14 protein-coding genes are annotated in these 17124 nt (G+C 62.2%); 7 read left to right on the top strand and 7 right to left on the bottom strand.

The window, feature by feature from the left end:
• Positions 1 to 88: 88 nt before the first annotated feature.
• Positions 89 to 1540: an NAD-dependent succinate-semialdehyde dehydrogenase gene (locus BM346_RS15630; protein WP_092015340.1), complete on the bottom strand. Its 1452-nt coding sequence runs from the start codon at positions 1538 to 1540 to the stop codon at positions 89 to 91.
• A 207-nt stretch (positions 1541 to 1747) separates the two neighbouring features.
• Here BM346_RS15630 and BM346_RS15625 point away from each other — a divergent pair, with 207 nt between their 5' ends.
• Complete coding sequence (locus BM346_RS15625; RefSeq protein ID WP_092015337.1) at positions 1748 to 2764, top strand: histone deacetylase family protein; 1017 nt, start codon at positions 1748 to 1750, stop codon at positions 2762 to 2764.
• An 8-nt stretch (positions 2765 to 2772) separates the two neighbouring features.
• Here BM346_RS15625 and BM346_RS15620 read toward each other — a convergent pair whose 3' ends face one another.
• Together BM346_RS15620 and thiI are read right to left on the bottom strand one after the other, a co-directional pair.
• Positions 2773 to 3522 carry a YdcF family protein gene (locus BM346_RS15620; RefSeq protein ID WP_092015334.1) on the bottom strand — a complete coding sequence of 250 codons (750 nt, stop codon included), beginning with the start codon at positions 3520 to 3522 and terminating at the stop codon, positions 2773 to 2775.
• A gap of 31 nt (positions 3523 to 3553) precedes the next feature.
• Entirely contained in the window at positions 3554 to 5008 is a 1455-nt protein-coding gene (gene thiI / locus BM346_RS15615; RefSeq protein ID WP_092015331.1) for a tRNA uracil 4-sulfurtransferase ThiI, read from the bottom strand.
• 143 nt (positions 5009 to 5151) lie between these two features.
• Between thiI and ppnN the strand changes: the two genes are divergently transcribed.
• Complete coding sequence (gene ppnN, locus BM346_RS15610; RefSeq protein WP_092015328.1) at positions 5152 to 6528, top strand: nucleotide 5'-monophosphate nucleosidase PpnN; 1377 nt, start codon at positions 5152 to 5154, stop codon at positions 6526 to 6528.
• A gap of 67 nt (positions 6529 to 6595) precedes the next feature.
• Here ppnN and BM346_RS15605 read toward each other — a convergent pair whose 3' ends face one another.
• Entirely contained in the window at positions 6596 to 6931 is a 336-nt protein-coding gene (locus tag BM346_RS15605) for a c-type cytochrome (protein ID WP_092015325.1), read from the bottom strand.
• Positions 6932 to 7134: 203 nt separating this feature from the next.
• Between BM346_RS15605 and BM346_RS15600 the strand changes: the two genes are divergently transcribed.
• Positions 7135 to 8238: an enoyl-CoA hydratase/isomerase family protein gene (locus tag BM346_RS15600; protein ID WP_092015322.1), complete on the top strand. Its 1104-nt coding sequence runs from the start codon at positions 7135 to 7137 to the stop codon at positions 8236 to 8238.
• Positions 8239 to 8242: 4 nt separating this feature from the next.
• On the opposite strand, the gene BM346_RS15595 is transcribed toward BM346_RS15600, so the two are convergent.
• Complete coding sequence (locus BM346_RS15595; RefSeq protein WP_092015319.1) at positions 8243 to 10354, bottom strand: tRNA(Met) cytidine acetyltransferase TmcA; 2112 nt, start codon at positions 10352 to 10354, stop codon at positions 8243 to 8245.
• Positions 10354 to 10737: a DUF2237 family protein gene (locus BM346_RS15590; protein WP_092015316.1), complete on the bottom strand. Its 384-nt coding sequence runs from the start codon at positions 10735 to 10737 to the stop codon at positions 10354 to 10356. The genes BM346_RS15595 and BM346_RS15590 overlap by 1 nt, the downstream gene beginning before the upstream one ends.
• A gap of 90 nt (positions 10738 to 10827) precedes the next feature.
• Here BM346_RS15590 and BM346_RS15585 point away from each other — a divergent pair, with 90 nt between their 5' ends.
• From BM346_RS15585 to BM346_RS15575, 3 genes are all read left to right on the top strand, one after another.
• A complete protein-coding gene (locus tag BM346_RS15585) occupies positions 10828 to 13116 on the top strand; it encodes an ATP-dependent helicase (protein ID WP_092016018.1) in 2289 nt (762 codons plus the stop codon).
• 51 nt (positions 13117 to 13167) lie between these two features.
• Complete coding sequence (locus tag BM346_RS15580) at positions 13168 to 13692, top strand: DUF4124 domain-containing protein (RefSeq protein ID WP_227662795.1); 525 nt, start codon at positions 13168 to 13170, stop codon at positions 13690 to 13692.
• Between the two features lie 183 nt (positions 13693 to 13875).
• Entirely contained in the window at positions 13876 to 15000 is a 1125-nt protein-coding gene (locus BM346_RS15575; protein ID WP_092015313.1) for an OmpA family protein, read from the top strand.
• A gap of 49 nt (positions 15001 to 15049) precedes the next feature.
• On the opposite strand, the gene BM346_RS15570 is transcribed toward BM346_RS15575, so the two are convergent.
• Positions 15050 to 16297 carry a methyltransferase gene (locus BM346_RS15570; protein WP_092015312.1) on the bottom strand — a complete coding sequence of 416 codons (1248 nt, stop codon included), beginning with the start codon at positions 16295 to 16297 and terminating at the stop codon, positions 15050 to 15052.
• Here BM346_RS15570 and BM346_RS15565 point away from each other — a divergent pair.
• Positions 16296 to 16991 (top strand): tRNA/rRNA methyltransferase, encoded by a 696-nt coding sequence (locus tag BM346_RS15565; RefSeq protein ID WP_092015309.1) that lies wholly within the window; start codon positions 16296 to 16298, stop codon positions 16989 to 16991. The two genes, BM346_RS15570 and BM346_RS15565, sit on opposite strands and share 2 nt — an antisense overlap.
• Positions 16992 to 17124 lie beyond the last annotated feature (133 nt).

Below are 17124 nucleotides of genomic sequence, written 5' to 3'. Positions count from 1 at the left end.
AATGAGGCACGAGTATATCACCCATGGGAAGGGGTTGGGTTATTGGAGGGACCAGCGTCGGCCATCACTGGCCGACGCTGATTCAGGCTTAAAAACCGCGGGGTACCGTCTGCGGCTCAACAAACTCGAACAGACCCTCAAGGCCGCCTTCCCGACCAATACCGGAGGCCTTCATGCCGCCGAAGGGGGCTTCCGGAGTCGGGCCGGTGCCGGTGTTCCAGCCCACGTGGCCGAAGCGCAGGGCGCCTGCCACCCGCATGGCACGCTCTTCGTCGGCGGTGAACAGGTACGACGCCAGGCCGAACTCGGTGTCGTTGCCCATCTCGACGGCTTCCTCCTCGGAGCTGAAGGACACCATCGGCACCAGCGGACCGAAAGTTTCCTCGCGGAAGCAGGCCATATCACGCTTGATGCCGGAAACGACGGTGGGCGGGAAAAACAGGGTGTCGCTGGGGAGATCGTCCGGTCTGGTGCCGGCCACCAGGGTCGCGCCCTTGTCCAGGGCATCTTCCAGGTGGTCTTTCACCTTGTTGAAGCCGGCCTTGTTGATCAGCGGGCCAATATCCACATCACCGTTGATGCCATCGCCCACGGTCATTTTGTTGACCCGGTCCGCCAGCTTCTGACTGAAGCTGTCCATGACCTTCTCGTGAACAAAGATCCGGTTGGCACACACGCAGGTCTGACCGCCACCACGGAATTTGTTGGCGATGAGGTTGTCCGCCGCCTTGTCCAGGTCGGCGTCCTCGAAAATGATATAGGGCGCATTGCCACCCAGCTCCAGTGCCAGCTTCTTGACGTGTTCCGTCGTATCCTCGATGAGCTTGCGTCCCACCTCGGTGGAACCGGTAAAGCTGAGCATGGGCACGTCCGGATGTTCACACAGCACCTTGCCGATCACACTGGCCTTACCCATCACCAGGTTGACCATGCCATCGGGCAGGTCCACTTCCTCGTCGATGATGGTGAACAGGGCAATCATGGTCAGGGGTGTCTCGCTGGCCGGTTTGATCACCGAGGGACAGCCTGCTGCCAGAGCGGCGGACAGCTTCTTGGCGATCATGCCGATGGGGAAGTTCCAGGGTGTAATCAGACCCACCACGCCAACGGGACGGTAGTGGACGGTCCAGGTACAGTCCTTGGGCTTTTCTTCCAGGGTGCGGGAATTCAACTCGCCGATGGTCTTCGAGAAGTAGTCGAAGAATCCGGCCGCGTAATCCACTTCGCCCTGGGCTTCGTTCAGAGGCTTGCCATGCTCCATGCACAGGATTCGGCCAATCTCTTCCCGGTTGGCCTTGAGGGCATCCCGGATCTGCTCAAGCCACTGGCGCCGGGTCTCGATGGCATAGGGCTTGGTCAACTTCAGGGCCGACTGCCCTGACTCGATCGCGGCTTTCACGTCCTCGGCCGGCATTGACGGTGCTTTCGCGATCACCTGGCCGGTGGCCGGATTGTAGACGTCGAAGGTCTGGTCGCCCGACGCCTTCCACTGGCCGCCAATGTAACCTTTCATGTTCTTGAGCAGGTCTGACTTGATCATTGTGGCTCCTCTGTTTCAGGGACAGTATTTCTTGCTTGTTCTTCTGGGCTGTCTAGGGTATTGACGAGAATGTCCGGGAGTGAGACTACTGAGTCATATTGGCTGCGTTTTGGCCGGGTGTAAAGGCAGCAAGCTTTCTTCTCGGGCAATAGCTCAGCCGACATCTATACTGGTCCCAAATACGCACAGACTTAAGGAGTCCGGAACATGAAAGCGTTCTTCCATCCTTCCCAGGATCTGCACGAACCGAAGACCTATTTCACCAAGGGCCGGATGCGCCAGCCCCAGGAGGTAGCCGATCGGACCGGCCAGATGCTGGAAGGCCTGAAAGAGATGGGAGTCGAGGTTCTGCAGCCGGCGGACCAGGGCGCCGGGCCGATCTCGGATATCCACGACCTTGGCTACCTGCGCTTTCTGGAGTCCGCCCACCGCCGCTGGATGGAACAGGAGGACTGGGGCGATGAAGTCATGTCCAACATCTTCGTGCGCTCGCCCAACCACCTCCAGGGCGTTCTCGCCGAAGCCGCCCGCTACCAGGCCGACGGCAGCTCGCCCATCGGCGCCAGAACCTGGGAGGCGGCCTACTGGTCGGCCCAGGCAGCCCTGGGCGCGGCCGATGCAGTCAAGGCAGGCGACCGGGTCTCCTACGCGGTATGCCGCCCGCCCGGGCACCATGCCCGCCGGGATGCCGCCGGCGGCTTCTGCTACCTGAACAATGCCGCCATAGCGGCCCAGCACCTGCAGGACCGTTTTGCGCGGGTAGCCATCCTCGATACCGACATGCATCACGGCCAGGGGGTGCAGGAGATCTTCTACGACCGCAGTGACGTTCTCTACGTTTCCATCCACGGCGATCCCACCAACTTCTATCCGGTGGTGACCGGTTTCCAGAACGAACGCGGTGAAGGCGACGGCCATGGCTACAACATCAACTACCCCATGCCCCACGGCTCCAGTGAAGAGCACTTCTTCGACACCCTGGACCAGGCCCTGACCGACATCAAACTCTACGATCCCGACGTACTGGTGCTGTGCCTGGGCTTCGATATCTACAAGGACGACCCCCAGGCCAAGGTGGCGGTCACCTCGGATGGTTTCTCACGGCTGGGCAAGCGCATTGCCGACACTCACCTGCCGACACTGGTGGTGCAGGAAGGGGGGTATGACCTGGAGTCACTGAGTGAGAATGTTCAGCGGTTTTTCCGGGGCCTTGGAGCGGTCTGAAGGCGCCCTCAGCCGGACCGCGTCAGCCAGTAGTAAAGCCGCCCGACCTGCTCATGGAGCAGGCGGGTACTCTCCAACAGGTAATAGGTTCGCGGCAGGAAATTGAAGGCCTGCTCCTCATTGCTGTGGGTAAATCCCATGGGGGCGGGGATCACGTCCAGGCCGCGGCGCTCGAACTCGGGGATGGCGCGGGTCAGGTGGGCCGCGTGGGTGACCAGCAGGATGGTGTCGACGCCGGCGGTCCTGAGAATGGGCACGCTCAGTTCGGCATTTTCCCGGGTGGTGCGGCTTTCATGTTCCAGCCAGCGTGCCTGCACTCCAAAGGCCTCCTCAAGCATCCGGTTCATGATCTGCGCTTCGGATTCCGCCTCCGGCATGCCGTTGCGGCCACCGGTCAGCAGCATCGGCAATCCGGTCCTGCGGTGCCAGCGGGCCGCTTCCGCCAGCCGGGCCAGGGGTGCCTCCGCCACCACATCCTGCCCGGACCAGTGGGGCGCCGATACTTCACGGCCACCACCAAGGACCACAATGGCACCGGCCCGGGACGCCTCCTCAACCGTTGGAACCGGGTGGTCCTCCAGGCCAAGGCTCAGTACCTGCTGCGCTGGCGGAATGGAAAAGAGATAAAGCGATACCAGCCCGAGCAGGATCAGCGTCCTGCCCATCCGTGGCAAGGACCCCATTAACAGCAAGCCTGCCGCCAGAAGCAGGATGTTCAGGAAGGGAGGCATTATCGCCAGCTTTATCAACTGAAGCATGGGTTTCTGTCTTCCCTGGGGCTACCGCCGGTCAGTGTCCCGGCGCATATACCTTGATGTTGTCGTGCCCTTCCGCCTTCAGGTGCCCCGCATGCATGCGACTCATGGTGCCCCTGGCACAATAGAGCAGGTACTGGCGATCCTGGGACAGGGCCTCAACCTGCTGGTTGAGCTCGTAGAAGGGGATGTTAATGACCTCGTTGTTGGTCAGGACCAGCGGCGAACGCTCCTCCTCATCCGGATGACGCACGTCGATGATCACATCATCCACGTCGGGAGTGGACACCAGCTCCACCGCATCAGGCGTCAGCTCGGTGTTCATCAGATCAGCCACCGGCGTTTCCCTGCGCTCGTCGATGGCACGTCGAAGGGCCGTGGGATCCATCAATGCCTCATCGGCCTCGACCCGGTCGAGTTTCGCCCGGGTGGCGGGCTTCTGGGAAATCACGCCACAGTATTCCGGCATATTGCGGGCGTAAGATTCGGTGCCGATCTCCGCCGCGATGCGGATGATCTGCTGCTTGTCCATGGCAATCAACGGTCTCAGGACGACTTCATTGCTGGCCCGATCCACCACATTCAGGTTGGTCATGGTCTGGCTGGAAACCTGGGCAACGGCATCGCCGGTGACCAGGCCCGCGACGTTGTTCACGGCGCCAATCTCGGACGCCGCCTTGAGCATCTGCCGCTTGAGCACCACCCCCCAGTGTCGGTGATTTACCGAACGCATGATCTCGGCCACCACACCCTCGAAGGGCACCGAAATGAACTTGGCGGAATGGGAGGAGCCGTAGCGGTTCCAGAGATGACTCACCACCTGCCGCACTCCCACCTCGTGGGCCTGACCGCCCAGGCTGAAGAACAGGAAATGGCTCCGCAGGCCCCTGCGCATCATCAGGTAGGCTGCCACGGAGGAATCGTAGCCACCGGAGATCAGTGTCATTACCGACTCGACGCTGCCCAGGGGATAGCCCCCTGCGCCCTGGTGCTTGCGATGGGAAAGGTGGTACTGGTCCTCGCGAACGTCGATGCGCACCTCTACATCCGGGTCCTTGAGACGGACGCCCGAGGCACCGGTGTTGGCCATGAGAACACTGCCCACGAGCCGTTGCACATCATTGGAGGTGAAATCGTGGCTGCCGATCCGCCTGGCCCGAACCGCGAATGTCTTTCCCTCCACCCGTCTCCCAAACGCGGCCAGCGCCTTTTCCGCCACATCCTCCAGGCTGACCAGGGGGTAGACCGAGATTTCCTGGATCGTGGAAATGCCTGGAATACGACCCAACTCGTCAAGGGCCGGGCTCAGAAGCCCGCGATCATCGGGCAGGTGAACATCGACACGGTCCCAACTTCCCTCCACGGTGATATCATGGTCGAGCCTCGCCAACAGCTTCCTGATGTTCTGGCGCAGGTGCTTCATCTGCTGGCGGCGAACGGGTTTACTCTTGATGGCCACTTCCGGGGCCGGACGGATCAGTAACTTCATGGGACAATGGCCGGGCTGGTTTGACTGGCGTAAAGATTCCAAAGGCCTTAGTCTACCCGGTTCCTGACGTGCCTCAAAATCCGGCCTCGCCGGGAGCGCACGTCCTGCCAGCGCAAAACCTTCGTTCAGGAGCAGAGGAATTCATGCAGAAACAGCCGACGGTCAACGCCCTGATTTCCCCCGAGGGCAGCCTGGAAATACTCTCTAACCATGAGGTTAACCGCCTGAAGGACCGGAGCGAGGGAGGCCTGTATCGTCTGTTTCGGCAGTGTGCACTGGCGGTTCTGAATACCGGCGCGGAAACCGACGACTGCAAGGATCTGATGGAGGCCTACTCGGATTTTGACATCCGGCTGGTGCCCCAGCCCCGCGGCCTGAAGCTGGAGGTCGTCAACGCTCCGGCCATCGCCTTCGTGGACGGGCAGATGATGCGCGCGATCCGGGAGCACCTGTTCGCGGTACTGCGGGACATCGTCTACTCCAACACCCTCGTGACCCCGGGGGCGGGCTTCCGCCGTGACAATCCGGAGGATCTCACCAACCTGATTTTCCAGATCCTTCGCAATGCCCGCACCCTGCAGGCCGGCCGTCAGCCGGATCTGGTGGTCTGCTGGGGTGGTCACTCCATCAGCCGCGAGGAGTACAGCTACAGCAAGGAAGTCGGGCACCAGCTCGGCCTCCGGGGCCTGAGCATCTGCACCGGCTGCGGCCCGGGCGCCATGAAAGGCCCCATGAAGGGAGCCACCATCGGCCACGCCAAGCAGCGGGTCAAGAACGGTCGTTACATTGGCATCACCGAGCCCGGGATTATCGGTGCGGAAGCGCCAAACCCCATCGTCAATGAGCTGGTTATCATGCCGGACATTGAAAAGCGCCTGGAAGCTTTCGTGCGGGCAGGCCACGGCATCATCGTCTTCCCGGGCGGGGTGGGCACCGCCGAGGAAATCCTTTACCTGCTGGGGCTGTTACTCCACCCGGACAATGCCGATCTCCCCTTCCCGGTGATCTTCACCGGCCTCAAGGAGAATGCCGAATACTTCGAAATGATCGACCGCTTTATCCGCAATGCCCTGGGCGACAAGGCTGCCGAGAAGTACGAGATCATTATCGATGACCCGGCCCGGGTGGCCCAGACCATGAAGAAAGGCATCCATGACGTGGAAGCGTTCCGCCGGGCAATGCAGGATGCCTATCACTTCAACTGGATGCTGAAGATCGACCCGGTTTTCCAGATGCCGTTCGAGCCGACCCACGAGAGCATGCAGGCGCTCGAACTCCATACCAGCCAGCCGGTACACATGATTGCCGCCAATCTGCGCAAGGCTTTCAGTGGCATCGTCGCCGGTAATGTGAAAGCAGAGGGTATCCGGCAGGTTGAAGAGAAGGGGCCATTCGAGATCTCAGGTGACCCCTTGCTGCTGACACCGCTGGAGGAAATGCTGGCGGCATTCGTCGCCCAGAACCGGATGAAACTGCCGGGGGACTCCGCCTACCGGCCGAGCTACCGGATCGTCAAGTGATCCCGGGGGATCGCTGGCACAAAAAAAACCGGCCTCCTTGAGGCCGGTTTTTTGTTACGGGTGAAGATTATTTGCCGCCATCCGCCGGCAGGCTGGCATAGTAAGCCGCCAGGTTTGCCATGTCCTCATCACTTAGGCCAGCGGCCTGTCCCTGCATCACAACTGCCTGGCCACCCATGCGCTGCTTGTTCTTGTAGGCTGTCAATGCCGAGACAAGATAAGCCGCGTTCTGGCCAGCCAGGTTGGGATAACCCGGGATTTGGGCGATACCATTCTGTCCGTGACAGGCCGCACACACAGCCGATTTCTTTTTGCCCGCCTCAACATCAGCCGCCGATACCAGGGCCGGGGCAATTGCGACTGAGGTCAGTGCGGCTGCCATCAACAGTTTCTTGAAGCTCATAGGTCTCTCCACCAGTTATTTGACATCATTGGACATCTTTATATCACACGGGCTCTCAAGGCCCTCATGAGATAGGTCAAGGCGCCGGAATGATCCCAGGGGCGCCCCGGCCTCCGACCTTTGGAGGCTTTATTTCTGTTACAGTTAATTCCACAGTAGCAGGTGTCGACATCTCCGCAAACCTCAGGACCCCACAATAAACCATGAGCATCCAGACTCAGGAACTTCCCTGCCGCGGTGGCAAACTGGGCATCATCACCCTGGACTCACCAGACACCCTGAACGCCCTGTCTGCAAGCATGTTTACCGCCATGCAGGTGCAGCTTGACCAGTGGGCACAGGACGACGACCTCTGTCTGGTACTGCTCAACGCCAACGGATCAAGGGGGTTTTCCGCCGGCGGCGACATTCGCGAGCTGTACGAGAGCCTTCGCAAAAACCCCGGGGCGGAAACCGTTACCAGTATATTCGCTCGGGAATACCGGGTGGATTACACCCTGCACACCTTTCCCAAACCCGTAGCCACCCTTGCCCACGGCATCACCATGGGCGGCGGCATGGGCCTGCTGCAGGCCAGCCGCTATCGGCTGGTCACGCCGAACGCCCAGCTGGCGATGCCGGAGGCGTCAATCGGGCTGTTTCCAGACGTCGGCGCGAGCTGGTTCCTGAATCGGCTACCCGGCCGCATCGGCCTGTTCATGGGACTCACCGGCGCCCGTCTCAATGCCTCTGACACCATGAGAATCGGCCTCGCCGACAAGGTGATTGAGCGAAACAGCCTGGATGAGCTGGTCAACCGGATCATCGACCAGTACTGGAGCGGCGAAACGGCCGCCGACGACAACCGGCTTTACCGGTTACTGAACCAGATGCCCGAACCCACTCCGGAGGCCCTCCCCCCCAGCGAACTGGAGCTTCACGAACAGACCATTGCGAAACTGTGCCGGCGGGATGAATTGCCTCGGGTGGTGGAACGCTTGCTTGACAGTAACACCGCCGATGACTGGTGGAACCGGTGTATCAGCTCCCTTCGCAGCGCCTGCCCGGTTTCCCTGTGGCTGCTGGAACGGCAACTGAGCCATGGCCTGCAGATGTCCCTCAAGGACATCTTCCGCATGGAGCTGGCCATGGTTGCCAACTGCGGTAGCCGGCCGGACCTGGCGGAAGGTATCCGCGCGAGGATAATCGACCGGGACAATGAGCCAAAATGGTCTTTTCCCACTCTGAGCGAGGTGCCCGAGGAGTACGTCGAAAGCCACTTCCAGCCGCCCTGGCCCGCCGAACAGGACCCACTGGCCGACCTCTGACCGGTCAGGACGACAGCGCCGCCAGCATTGTGGCGGCCTCGGCCCGAAGGCGCTGCTCACCGTCACCGCGACCCAGGCACAACCGGGTCCCTCGCAACGTCTGCCAGTCCCTGTTCTGCAATACGGCCGCCACCCAGAGTTCCTGTCCCGACGCCAGGCCTTCCATCGCAAGCGCAATCCCGGGCTGACCACTCAGTCTCTTCAGAGCCGGCAGGGTCAGCTCAAACCCCCGGTGGCCGTGGGCGAAGGCCTCCAGCTCCATCATTTCCTGCGCTGTCAGGCGCGGTGCCGGCGGCAGGTCGGCGCTGATGGCCAGCACCAGGTCGGCAGCCAGGGTCGGCCAGACCACCGGCAGCAATACCGACCATTGCTCGGAGAACCTGGACGCGAGGCGCTGCTGGATGTCGCCACCTTTCTCACTCAGTCCCTTCATCATCTGCACCCCATACTCCCCGGAACTGGCCTCATGGCGGATCCCCAGGCGCACCACCGCAAACCCCGCCGAGCGCCAGAACGCCAGCAGATCAGGCGCCCCCCCGTAGCTGGTGCCCACGGCATCCAGTGCCAGGCTCCGGGCCTTCTGGCACACCATGGCCAACAGCTCATGACCTATTCCGGAACGGCGGTGTGCCTCGCTCACAGCGATCCGGACAACCCGTAACAGACGCAAGGTCGCAGCGGCCGGGAGGCCACCGTGATTGGCCAGGGACTGGGGCAGGAGATGGCCTCTCAGACGTCGCTGGCCAAGGGAAACCTTTTCCGCGAGCCCAGGTGAAAGGCCACCCTCGGTTGTCGCCCAGAGCACGCCAACGATCCGTCCCTGGCACTTGGCAACCACGCTGACGCCATCAGGGTCGTCCAGCCACTGGCGAAGGTCTCCGGGGGTGGTCCGGTAATGGGCATCCACCAACAGGCCGAAAGCCTGGCTCAATTCGTCCTCACTGGCATCAGCGGGGTGCCAGAGGTCCAGGGTAACCGCACCCTCTTCTCTGCCCCCGGGTGCCTCCGCATCCAGCAGGAACAGGCGATTCACCAGGGGCTCCAGGGGGTCCGAGGATGACCAGCGAATGGGCTGTTCCAGGGTGATGGCCTGCCATTGCGGCGTCTCCCTGGCCAGCACCTCGCGGAAACGGAGGTTGAAACCACGCCCCGAGCCCTCGTAACCGTGTACCGTGGTGGCAAATACCACTCTTGGCCAACCCAGCAGAACCTGGCGCAAAAGCGCCGCCGGTATCGCTGCTGCCTCATCCACGATCACCAGCTCAGCTTCGGGATGACGATCCAGCATATCATCCACCGGATACCAGCTCAGGCAGGCGTCCCCGGCCACCCACAGGGTATTCTCACCGGCATCGGGCACGCCTGCCTCTTCGGCGGCGTGGCGGAACAGGGTGGTGACGCTGTCGCGCCGCCCCGAAACCACGGCGATGCGGCGCCGGCCTCCCTTCAGCAGCCGCGCGGCGGCTATCCCCAGTGCCGCCGACTTGCCCCGACCCCGATCCGCGGTAATCACCAGCGGCCGGCGCCGCCGGCCCAGGCCCGCACCGGTAATCGCGGAAACCGCGCGGGCCTGATCGTCGGTGCTGGCTGGCCTGAACACCCCCGCATCCGGTGGTGGTGGCAGAGCCGGTGACGCCGGTAACTGACCGGCGGTGAGCCGGATAGCATTCCCATCGGCCGCGATCAGTCGCCCCGCGCGCGCCAGGAACGGGTGAGCTCTGTTATGGGCCAACCCCACCCGGTCGTAATCCGGGTCCGGGAAGTCCCTCCAGGTCTTCATGGGCGGCATCAACCAGACCCACAACCCTCCTGCGCTCAGTGTGCCCGCAAGGGCGGCGAGGCTGTCGGGCGGATTGCCCTGCCACCCATCCCAGACCAGAAGCGACGTTTCAGTACCGAGGTAATGACGGGCCGACGTGGCCTTGATGGGAGCGAGCGCCGGATGCGGCGAATCCTCCGCGGGACCGCTCCACAGCCCTCCGCTCGGTGACAGTGACGAAAGGATAATTCCGACTGCCTGCAGGGCCTGCTCTCGGCTGCCTTCAACCACCACCAGCCGACGCTCGCCCCGCTCGCGGAGTCGTTGCGCGAAAGCCCTCCAGCCCGACCCTGACACTAACTCAGGTCCATGGAGTGCTTTTTCAGGTCCGCCAGGTCACAGTACTCCAGAGCGGAGCGATGGGTGGCGCGCAGCCTGACCCGGGGTGCGTGGCCCGCCTCGAAAGCCTCCTGCCACCGTGCCGCGCACAGGCACCAGCCATCGCCGCCCCTGAGACCCGGAAATCCAAACTCCGGACGGGGCGTGCTCAGATCATTCCCCGTGGCCCTGGAAAAGGCCAGAAAGTCGTCGGTCACCACGGCACAGACGGTGTGACTGCCGAGGTCGTCAGGGCCGGTATTACAACAGCCGTCCCGGTAGAACCCGGTCACCGGGTCGTTGCCACAGGTTTCCAGAGTCTCACCCAGTACGTTGACCGGTTCCTTGGTTGCGGTTGCCATACATGCCTCCTATGAAGGATTCAGTGTTGTCGATGGCCGCCATTATGCGGGATGGGTGACCCGGTGTCAGGGGCCCTTTACAATGGGGGCATGACCAGCCAACTCCCCGACTTCCTGACCGACGAGCAGCGCGAGATCATCACCGCGGGCCACGAGCACGCGCTGATCACCGCCGTGGCGGGCAGTGGCAAGACCACCACCCTCGCCTGGCGTCTGCGCTGGTTGTTGCAGCAGGGCCATGATCCGCGCCGGATGCTGGTACTGATGTTCAACCGCAGTGCCCGACTGGATTTCGAGCGCAAGCTGCGGGAGGTGACCCGGGGTCTGGGCGTGGCCCTGCCGGAAGTGCGGACCTATCACGCCATGGGACTGCGTCTTTATCGGCGCTTCGTGCAGGAAGGGTATCTGCCGGCCTTCTCCGAGCAGATCCTCGGCGAGCAGGAAATCAGTTACCAGGCCTGGCTGCTGACCCGGCGGCTGGCGCCGGAGGACCTCGCCGACGAGATCCGGCGAAACAAGAAGGATTACGTGGAAACCGCCACCGCCTTCATCGACCTGGTGAAAACCACCCTGACACCGGTGGAGGTGGTGTTCGAGGAGCAGGGTTACAGCGACCGGCATCGCTATCTCATCGACCTGTTCCACGGCTTTGAGCAGTGGCGCAAGGAGCGCAGTCAGATCACCTATGCCGATATGCTCTACGAGCCGGTGATGGCGATTCACCAGAACCCGGCGTTGCAGCGACTCGTGGCCAACAAGATGGACCTGGTGGTGGTGGACGAATATCAGGATACCAACGAGATCCAGCACCTGCTGTTGCGTTACGTCGCCGGTGACCGAGCCCGGGTGACCGTAGTGGGAGATCCCGACCAGACCATCTACGAGTTCCGGGGCGCCAGGCCCGAGTTCATCCTTCACCGCTTCCGGGAGGAATTCGACGACCCCCTGCAACAGACCCTGAGCTACAGCTTTCGCTATGGCCACCGGGTCGCCCTGCTGGCCAACCACCTGATCACCAACAACCTGGGCCGTAACGATGTGCTGTGCCATGCCCATCCGTCGACCCCGCCGACCCGTATCCAGCTCCATCAGAGCGAGAGCGACAGCGGCGTTGCACTGAAGCTCCTCGAAGGTCTGCCGGCGGAGGAGCAATGCCGGAGTGCGATTCTGTTCCGGGTCTGGAGCCAGAGCGTTCCCATTGAGCTGAGACTGCTTGCCCGGCAGATTCCCTACCGCATCGACGCCGGCAAGGGGGCACTGTTCAGCCGTGAAGTGGAGGCCATTACGGGCCTGCTGCAGGTGCTTACCGGACAGCTCCCCCACATCAGTGAAAGCGACCGGCTGGACATTGCCCGTAACCTGCTCCGGTTCCCCCATGTCGGGCTCAGGGAGCAGGAGCTGGGCCATCTTGCTCGGATGCTGGCGGGGTTCGAGAGTGACTGGGGCAACTCTCTGCTGAGCCTGGACCATAGAGCCCTGGCGCCCATGGCGGCCCGCAAGCTCAAACGTCTTGGGGAGGCGCTGATCTCATTGCGGGACTTCCACGGCCCTGTCGCCGCCCTGCTTGATCGTTATGCCGAACACACGGAGCTGTTCGAGGGGATTCGCAGCCTGGCACTGACCCACGATACGGCCAATGAGCGCATCGATACCGTGCAGGGTTTCAGGGCCTATCTCGCCAGCCTGGACATTCCGCCGGCGGATGCCCTGCGACACCTGCAGACGCTCCGGCGCCAGGCGGCGGAACGCCGGGGGGACGAACAGTCCGCGGGGGTTCTGCTGTCCACCATTCACCGCACCAAGGGACTGGAGTGGCCGCGGGTGATCATCCCCGGGCTTCAGGAAAAATACCTGCCCTACAGCCCCCGGCAACAGGATGACCTGCGGGCTTTTGTCGAGAGTGAACGGCGCCTGCTGTATGTGGCAGTCACCAGAACCCGTGACGAACTGCACCTGATCACCCGGCCAGGAGGCCCACGTCCGGCAGTGGATGCCGACCTGGCTCAAAGCCGTTTTGTCGGTGAGCTCTGCTTTGAACTGAGTGACCAGTTTGGCCGCTGGCTCGACCATGGCAACGGCGAAGACCCAGAAAACCGCACTTTCCACGCAGACATGGCTCTGACCCCCGTCAGCCTGCGTTATGCCGGACGGGCCGGGATCAATCTGGAGGGCGAGACGGCAACCACGTCCAGGAACGGTGCGCTCCTCTGGAGCCACAACAGGCTGAGCCATGCCATCTTTGGCCCCGGCACTGTGGTCCGGGAGGAGGAAAGTGCCTTTGAAGTGCGCTTTGACGAAGGCAGGACCCTGAACTTCAGCAAGAAAAGCGCACACCTGTATTTCCGGATACTGGCCAGTGAGGGCAGCGGCGGCCATTGATGGCCTCCTGCTATACAGCCACACCCTCCGGAGCTCGTTCAGGACAACCCCATGAACCCACAAAGGCGTAACACCCCATTCCCATGGCTCCTCCTGCCAGGCGCTGCGCTATTGGCTCTGATGGAGCTGTTCCCCGGCCCTGCTCTGGCAGCGGAGGTCTATCGCTGCGAGGGGCCCGAGGGCATCCGTTTCTCGGACCGCCCCTGTGGCCCTGATCCGGAGACCATCACCATTCCGGACAACCGTATTGGCGGCAGCCTCAACCACAACCTTCCGGAGTTCGACGCTGACCCGAGGGAAGCCGCGCCAGACGATCCGCCGAAAGCGGAAGAAGAGGACAATTCCTGCCGCTACATCAACTCCACCCGGCTCAGAACGTACCTGGCCCGTGAGCAGGTAGTACCCGGCATGACCCGGGACCATGTGGAGAGGGCCTTCGGCAAGCCCCCCGAGAAGTATCAGCACCCTGTGGAAACCTGGGTTTACCAGACCCGTTACTATGGTGCCCTTTATGAACTGACCTACGTCTATTTCCGGAACGGGTGCGTCACGGAAGTCGAATATCGGGACCCTTAACAATTTTTCATTATATTTTCATTAATTTAGCAGGCCCCGATGGCAACCGTCTCGTATCCTTCTATTACTCAGTAGATTCCGAGAGGTTCTGAGTTTTTTCTTGTAAGTCGCAGGTTACAAAACTTAACTTGCGACAGAGCGCCCGAACAAAAGGCGCCCCGGACCACGGAAAGAGGATGCCATATGACAACATTACGCCCCCTTGGCGCTGCAGTACTTGCAGCAGCCATCAGCACCCCGGCCCTGGCCGAGGATATCCAGACCATCTACCTGAATCCATTTGTCGGCTACCAGTACTTCGACGACAAGCGGGATCTTGATGAGTCCGTGACTTACGGTGGCGGCATCGAATACCGCTTCCTCCCACAGTGGGCAGTCGAGGCGGTGTACTCCCGATCCGAACCCGACCGGAAGTACGTTGGCGGAGAGGTGACCTTCGAGGAGGTCCGGGTGGACGGCCTTTACTACTTCGGCAGTCAGAGCGATGCGATAAACCCCTACCTGGCAGCGGGTGTGGGCCACGCTGACTTTGACGGCGGCACCACCAGCACCCCGGGCACCATGCATGATGAAACCCGCTTCAACCTGGGCGGCGGTGTTCGCTACAACATGACCGACAGGGTCTCCCTGCGAGGGGACCTGCGCGCCTTCCACGGTGTGGATGAAAGCACCACCGACGCCCAGGCTTCCCTCGGTATCAGCCTGGCCTTCAGCCGCGATGTTTCGGAGCCGGCTCCCGCGCCAGCACCGGCCCCTGCACCAGCGCCGGAACCCGACAGCGATAATGACGGCGTCCCCGATCGCCGTGACCAGTGCCCCGGCACCGTAGCAGGTGCACCCGTGGACCAGAACGGCTGTGAACGGGACAGCGACGGTGACGGCGTGGTGGACCGCCTCGACCAGTGCCCGGGCACGCTCCGGGGTACCGAAGTGGATGAGACCGGTTGCGAAGTTGTGACGGTGGAAACCTTCACTCTGTACATCAGCTTCCCGGTGGACAGTTCCGAGATTGGCGACCGGTACGATGAGGACATCCGCGAGGTTGCCGAGGTTCTTCAGGCCAATCCTGAGGTGACGGTGGAGATCGCGGGTCACACGGATAGCACGGGGCCGGCCGAGTACAATGAGGCACTTTCCCAGCGTCGTGCCGAGGCGGTTGCCCAGCGCCTGATCAGTATCTACGGCATCGATGATGACCGCGTCACGCCGGTAGGCTATGGGGAAACCGATCCCATCGCCAGCAACGAGACCGCAGAAGCGAGGGCGCAGAACCGTCGGGTGGAAGCCCGCATCCAGGTTCGTCGCTAAACCGGACCCAACCCTCAGTCCAACCAGAAGGCGCCCTCGGGCGCCTTTTTCAGTTCCCGCCCCTGGTGGCATCCAGCAAGAGGTTGCGTGGCGTCAGCTCCCGGTCGCAAAACGTTCCCAGTCGCACCTCATAGCCTGCCTCCTCCAGGTAAATGGCATAATCCAGCACCAGCCAGAGCTCCATTGGACGACGGAACAGGTGGCGCACAAGCTCCTGCTGCCGGACCTCCTGCAGCCTCCGGGCGCCATGGTCGAGCCACTCTTCCAGTGACACGTTCCCCGGAAGCTCGATACCCTTTTGCCTGGCCGCCCAGCGGCAAAAAGCGGCAAAGCCTTCATTCACCAGATGTTTGGGATGAGAGGGCAGCGGCAGGTACTCATTCACCCGCCGGACCTGACGCTGCAGGCCGTCAAAGGCGAGACGCCACTGACTGACCAGCGCTGTCTGGGCTCTGACCCGCGCCGGTGCCGTGACGGTTTCCTGTACAGCCAGTCTCAGGTCATTGCTTTCCAGTTCGAGCCTGCCCGGGTCACCGGATACGAGGCTGGACAGGGGCCGGTAGGGAAGAGCCCCCGTAAGGTGATAGCAGCAGGGTGAGAAGCTTACCCGGGGCTGGGTCCGGGCCACCGCATCCCGCATCAGCTTGCGGTGGAGATCGCCGCAGGCATGGAGGGCAACTCCATGGACGCGATCGGGCCAGCCGGGATCCGCAACCATCACATCCTCGCAACGAAGCGTCACCGCATCTCCAAAACGGGTCGCCAACCGGTTTCCGTCCGCCACCAGGCCGGCATTCCACTCCAGGCCTGTGACCGGACCCGGGCAATGGGGCGCCAGGGTACGGGCCAGATGCCCCTTGCCACAGCACCAGTCCAGTACCGGCACCTGGAGTGGTGCCAGCGCCGCGGCGAAGGCACCCGACTGCAGCCGTTTTCGCCCCGGCATGTCGGTGGCCCGGGTTTCCGGCAGGGTGAACGCCAGGCTGGCCTCAGCATCCGAACGCCAGTCAGGCACGGCGATAAGTCGCTCACGATCCACCAGCCCCGGAAGCCATTCCTCAAGCGCGGCCACCAGGGCGCCAGGATCGTCTTCATAGCGGGCACAGGCCCGCTCATCCAGCTGCTCCAGCCATTGCTGCATCCCGGGCAGATCCCTGGTCCACGCCGGCTCCGGATCCATGAACGGCGCCGGCTGCCAGAAAGACCGGTGCTGGCGCAGCCATTCATCGAGCTGCCGCCACTGACGGTGAAATGGTGACCCGGAGTCGTGTAAACTCCGCCGCGGAGGTAACGTCATGCAACTGGCCTTTGTACTGGTTGAACCCAAGGTACCGGAAAATGTCGGTGCGACCGCCCGCGCCCTGTGCGCCATGGGCTTCAGTGAGCTGTGGCTGGTCAACTCGGAACTGCACCAGCGTCCGGAGGCCCACTGGCTGGCCCATGGTAGCGACCACATCCTCGACAATGCGCGCATTTTCCCGGATCTTGCCGCGGTAAGAAACTCCGCAGATCTGCTCATCGGTACCTCCGCCAAGCCCCGCCATAATCGTCAGGATTGGCATCCCCCCGGCAGCCTGGGAAAGGTCCTCGCCAACAAGGGTGACTCGGTGACGACGGCGGCACTGGTGTTCGGCCGGGAAGACCGTGGGCTGTCCAACGAAGAACTGGCGCTTTGCGATCTGCTGACGGGCATCCCCATGGCAGTCAGTTACCCCTCCCTGAACCTTTCACAGGCGGCAATGCTCTATGCCTGGGAGCTCTCCGGCCTCAAGGACAACATTGGTCAGCAAAAACCCGCCGGGACGACCGATACTGCCCGGCTTTCAGCCCTCAGAAACCGGCTTGAACAGTTATTGCCAGAACTGGACACACCGCCTGACAGCACGCTCTCCCGGTGGGTTTTTGAGCGCCTGCCCCTGCTCAGCAACCGGGACATCGGATTTGTTCATACACTCTGCACCAATCTTGCCCGCAAAATCGGAAACCGTTGAGCCGAAGCCACACTTCACGGTCGCGAACTTATCCGTTCAGCCCGTTGACAGTCCGGGAGGCTGATGGCTAATGTTCATAAAGCGAAACAAAATAATATTTCGCCTGGCAAAATATCCAAATCATAAAGACAAC

The sequence above is a fragment of the Marinobacter daqiaonensis genome, assembly GCF_900115285.1.
In the GTDB taxonomy this organism is placed as follows: Bacteria; Pseudomonadota; Gammaproteobacteria; order Pseudomonadales; family Oleiphilaceae; genus Marinobacter; species Marinobacter daqiaonensis.
The sequence above is the reverse complement of the archived record's forward strand: the minus strand, read 5'-3'. Positions and strand labels throughout refer to the sequence as shown.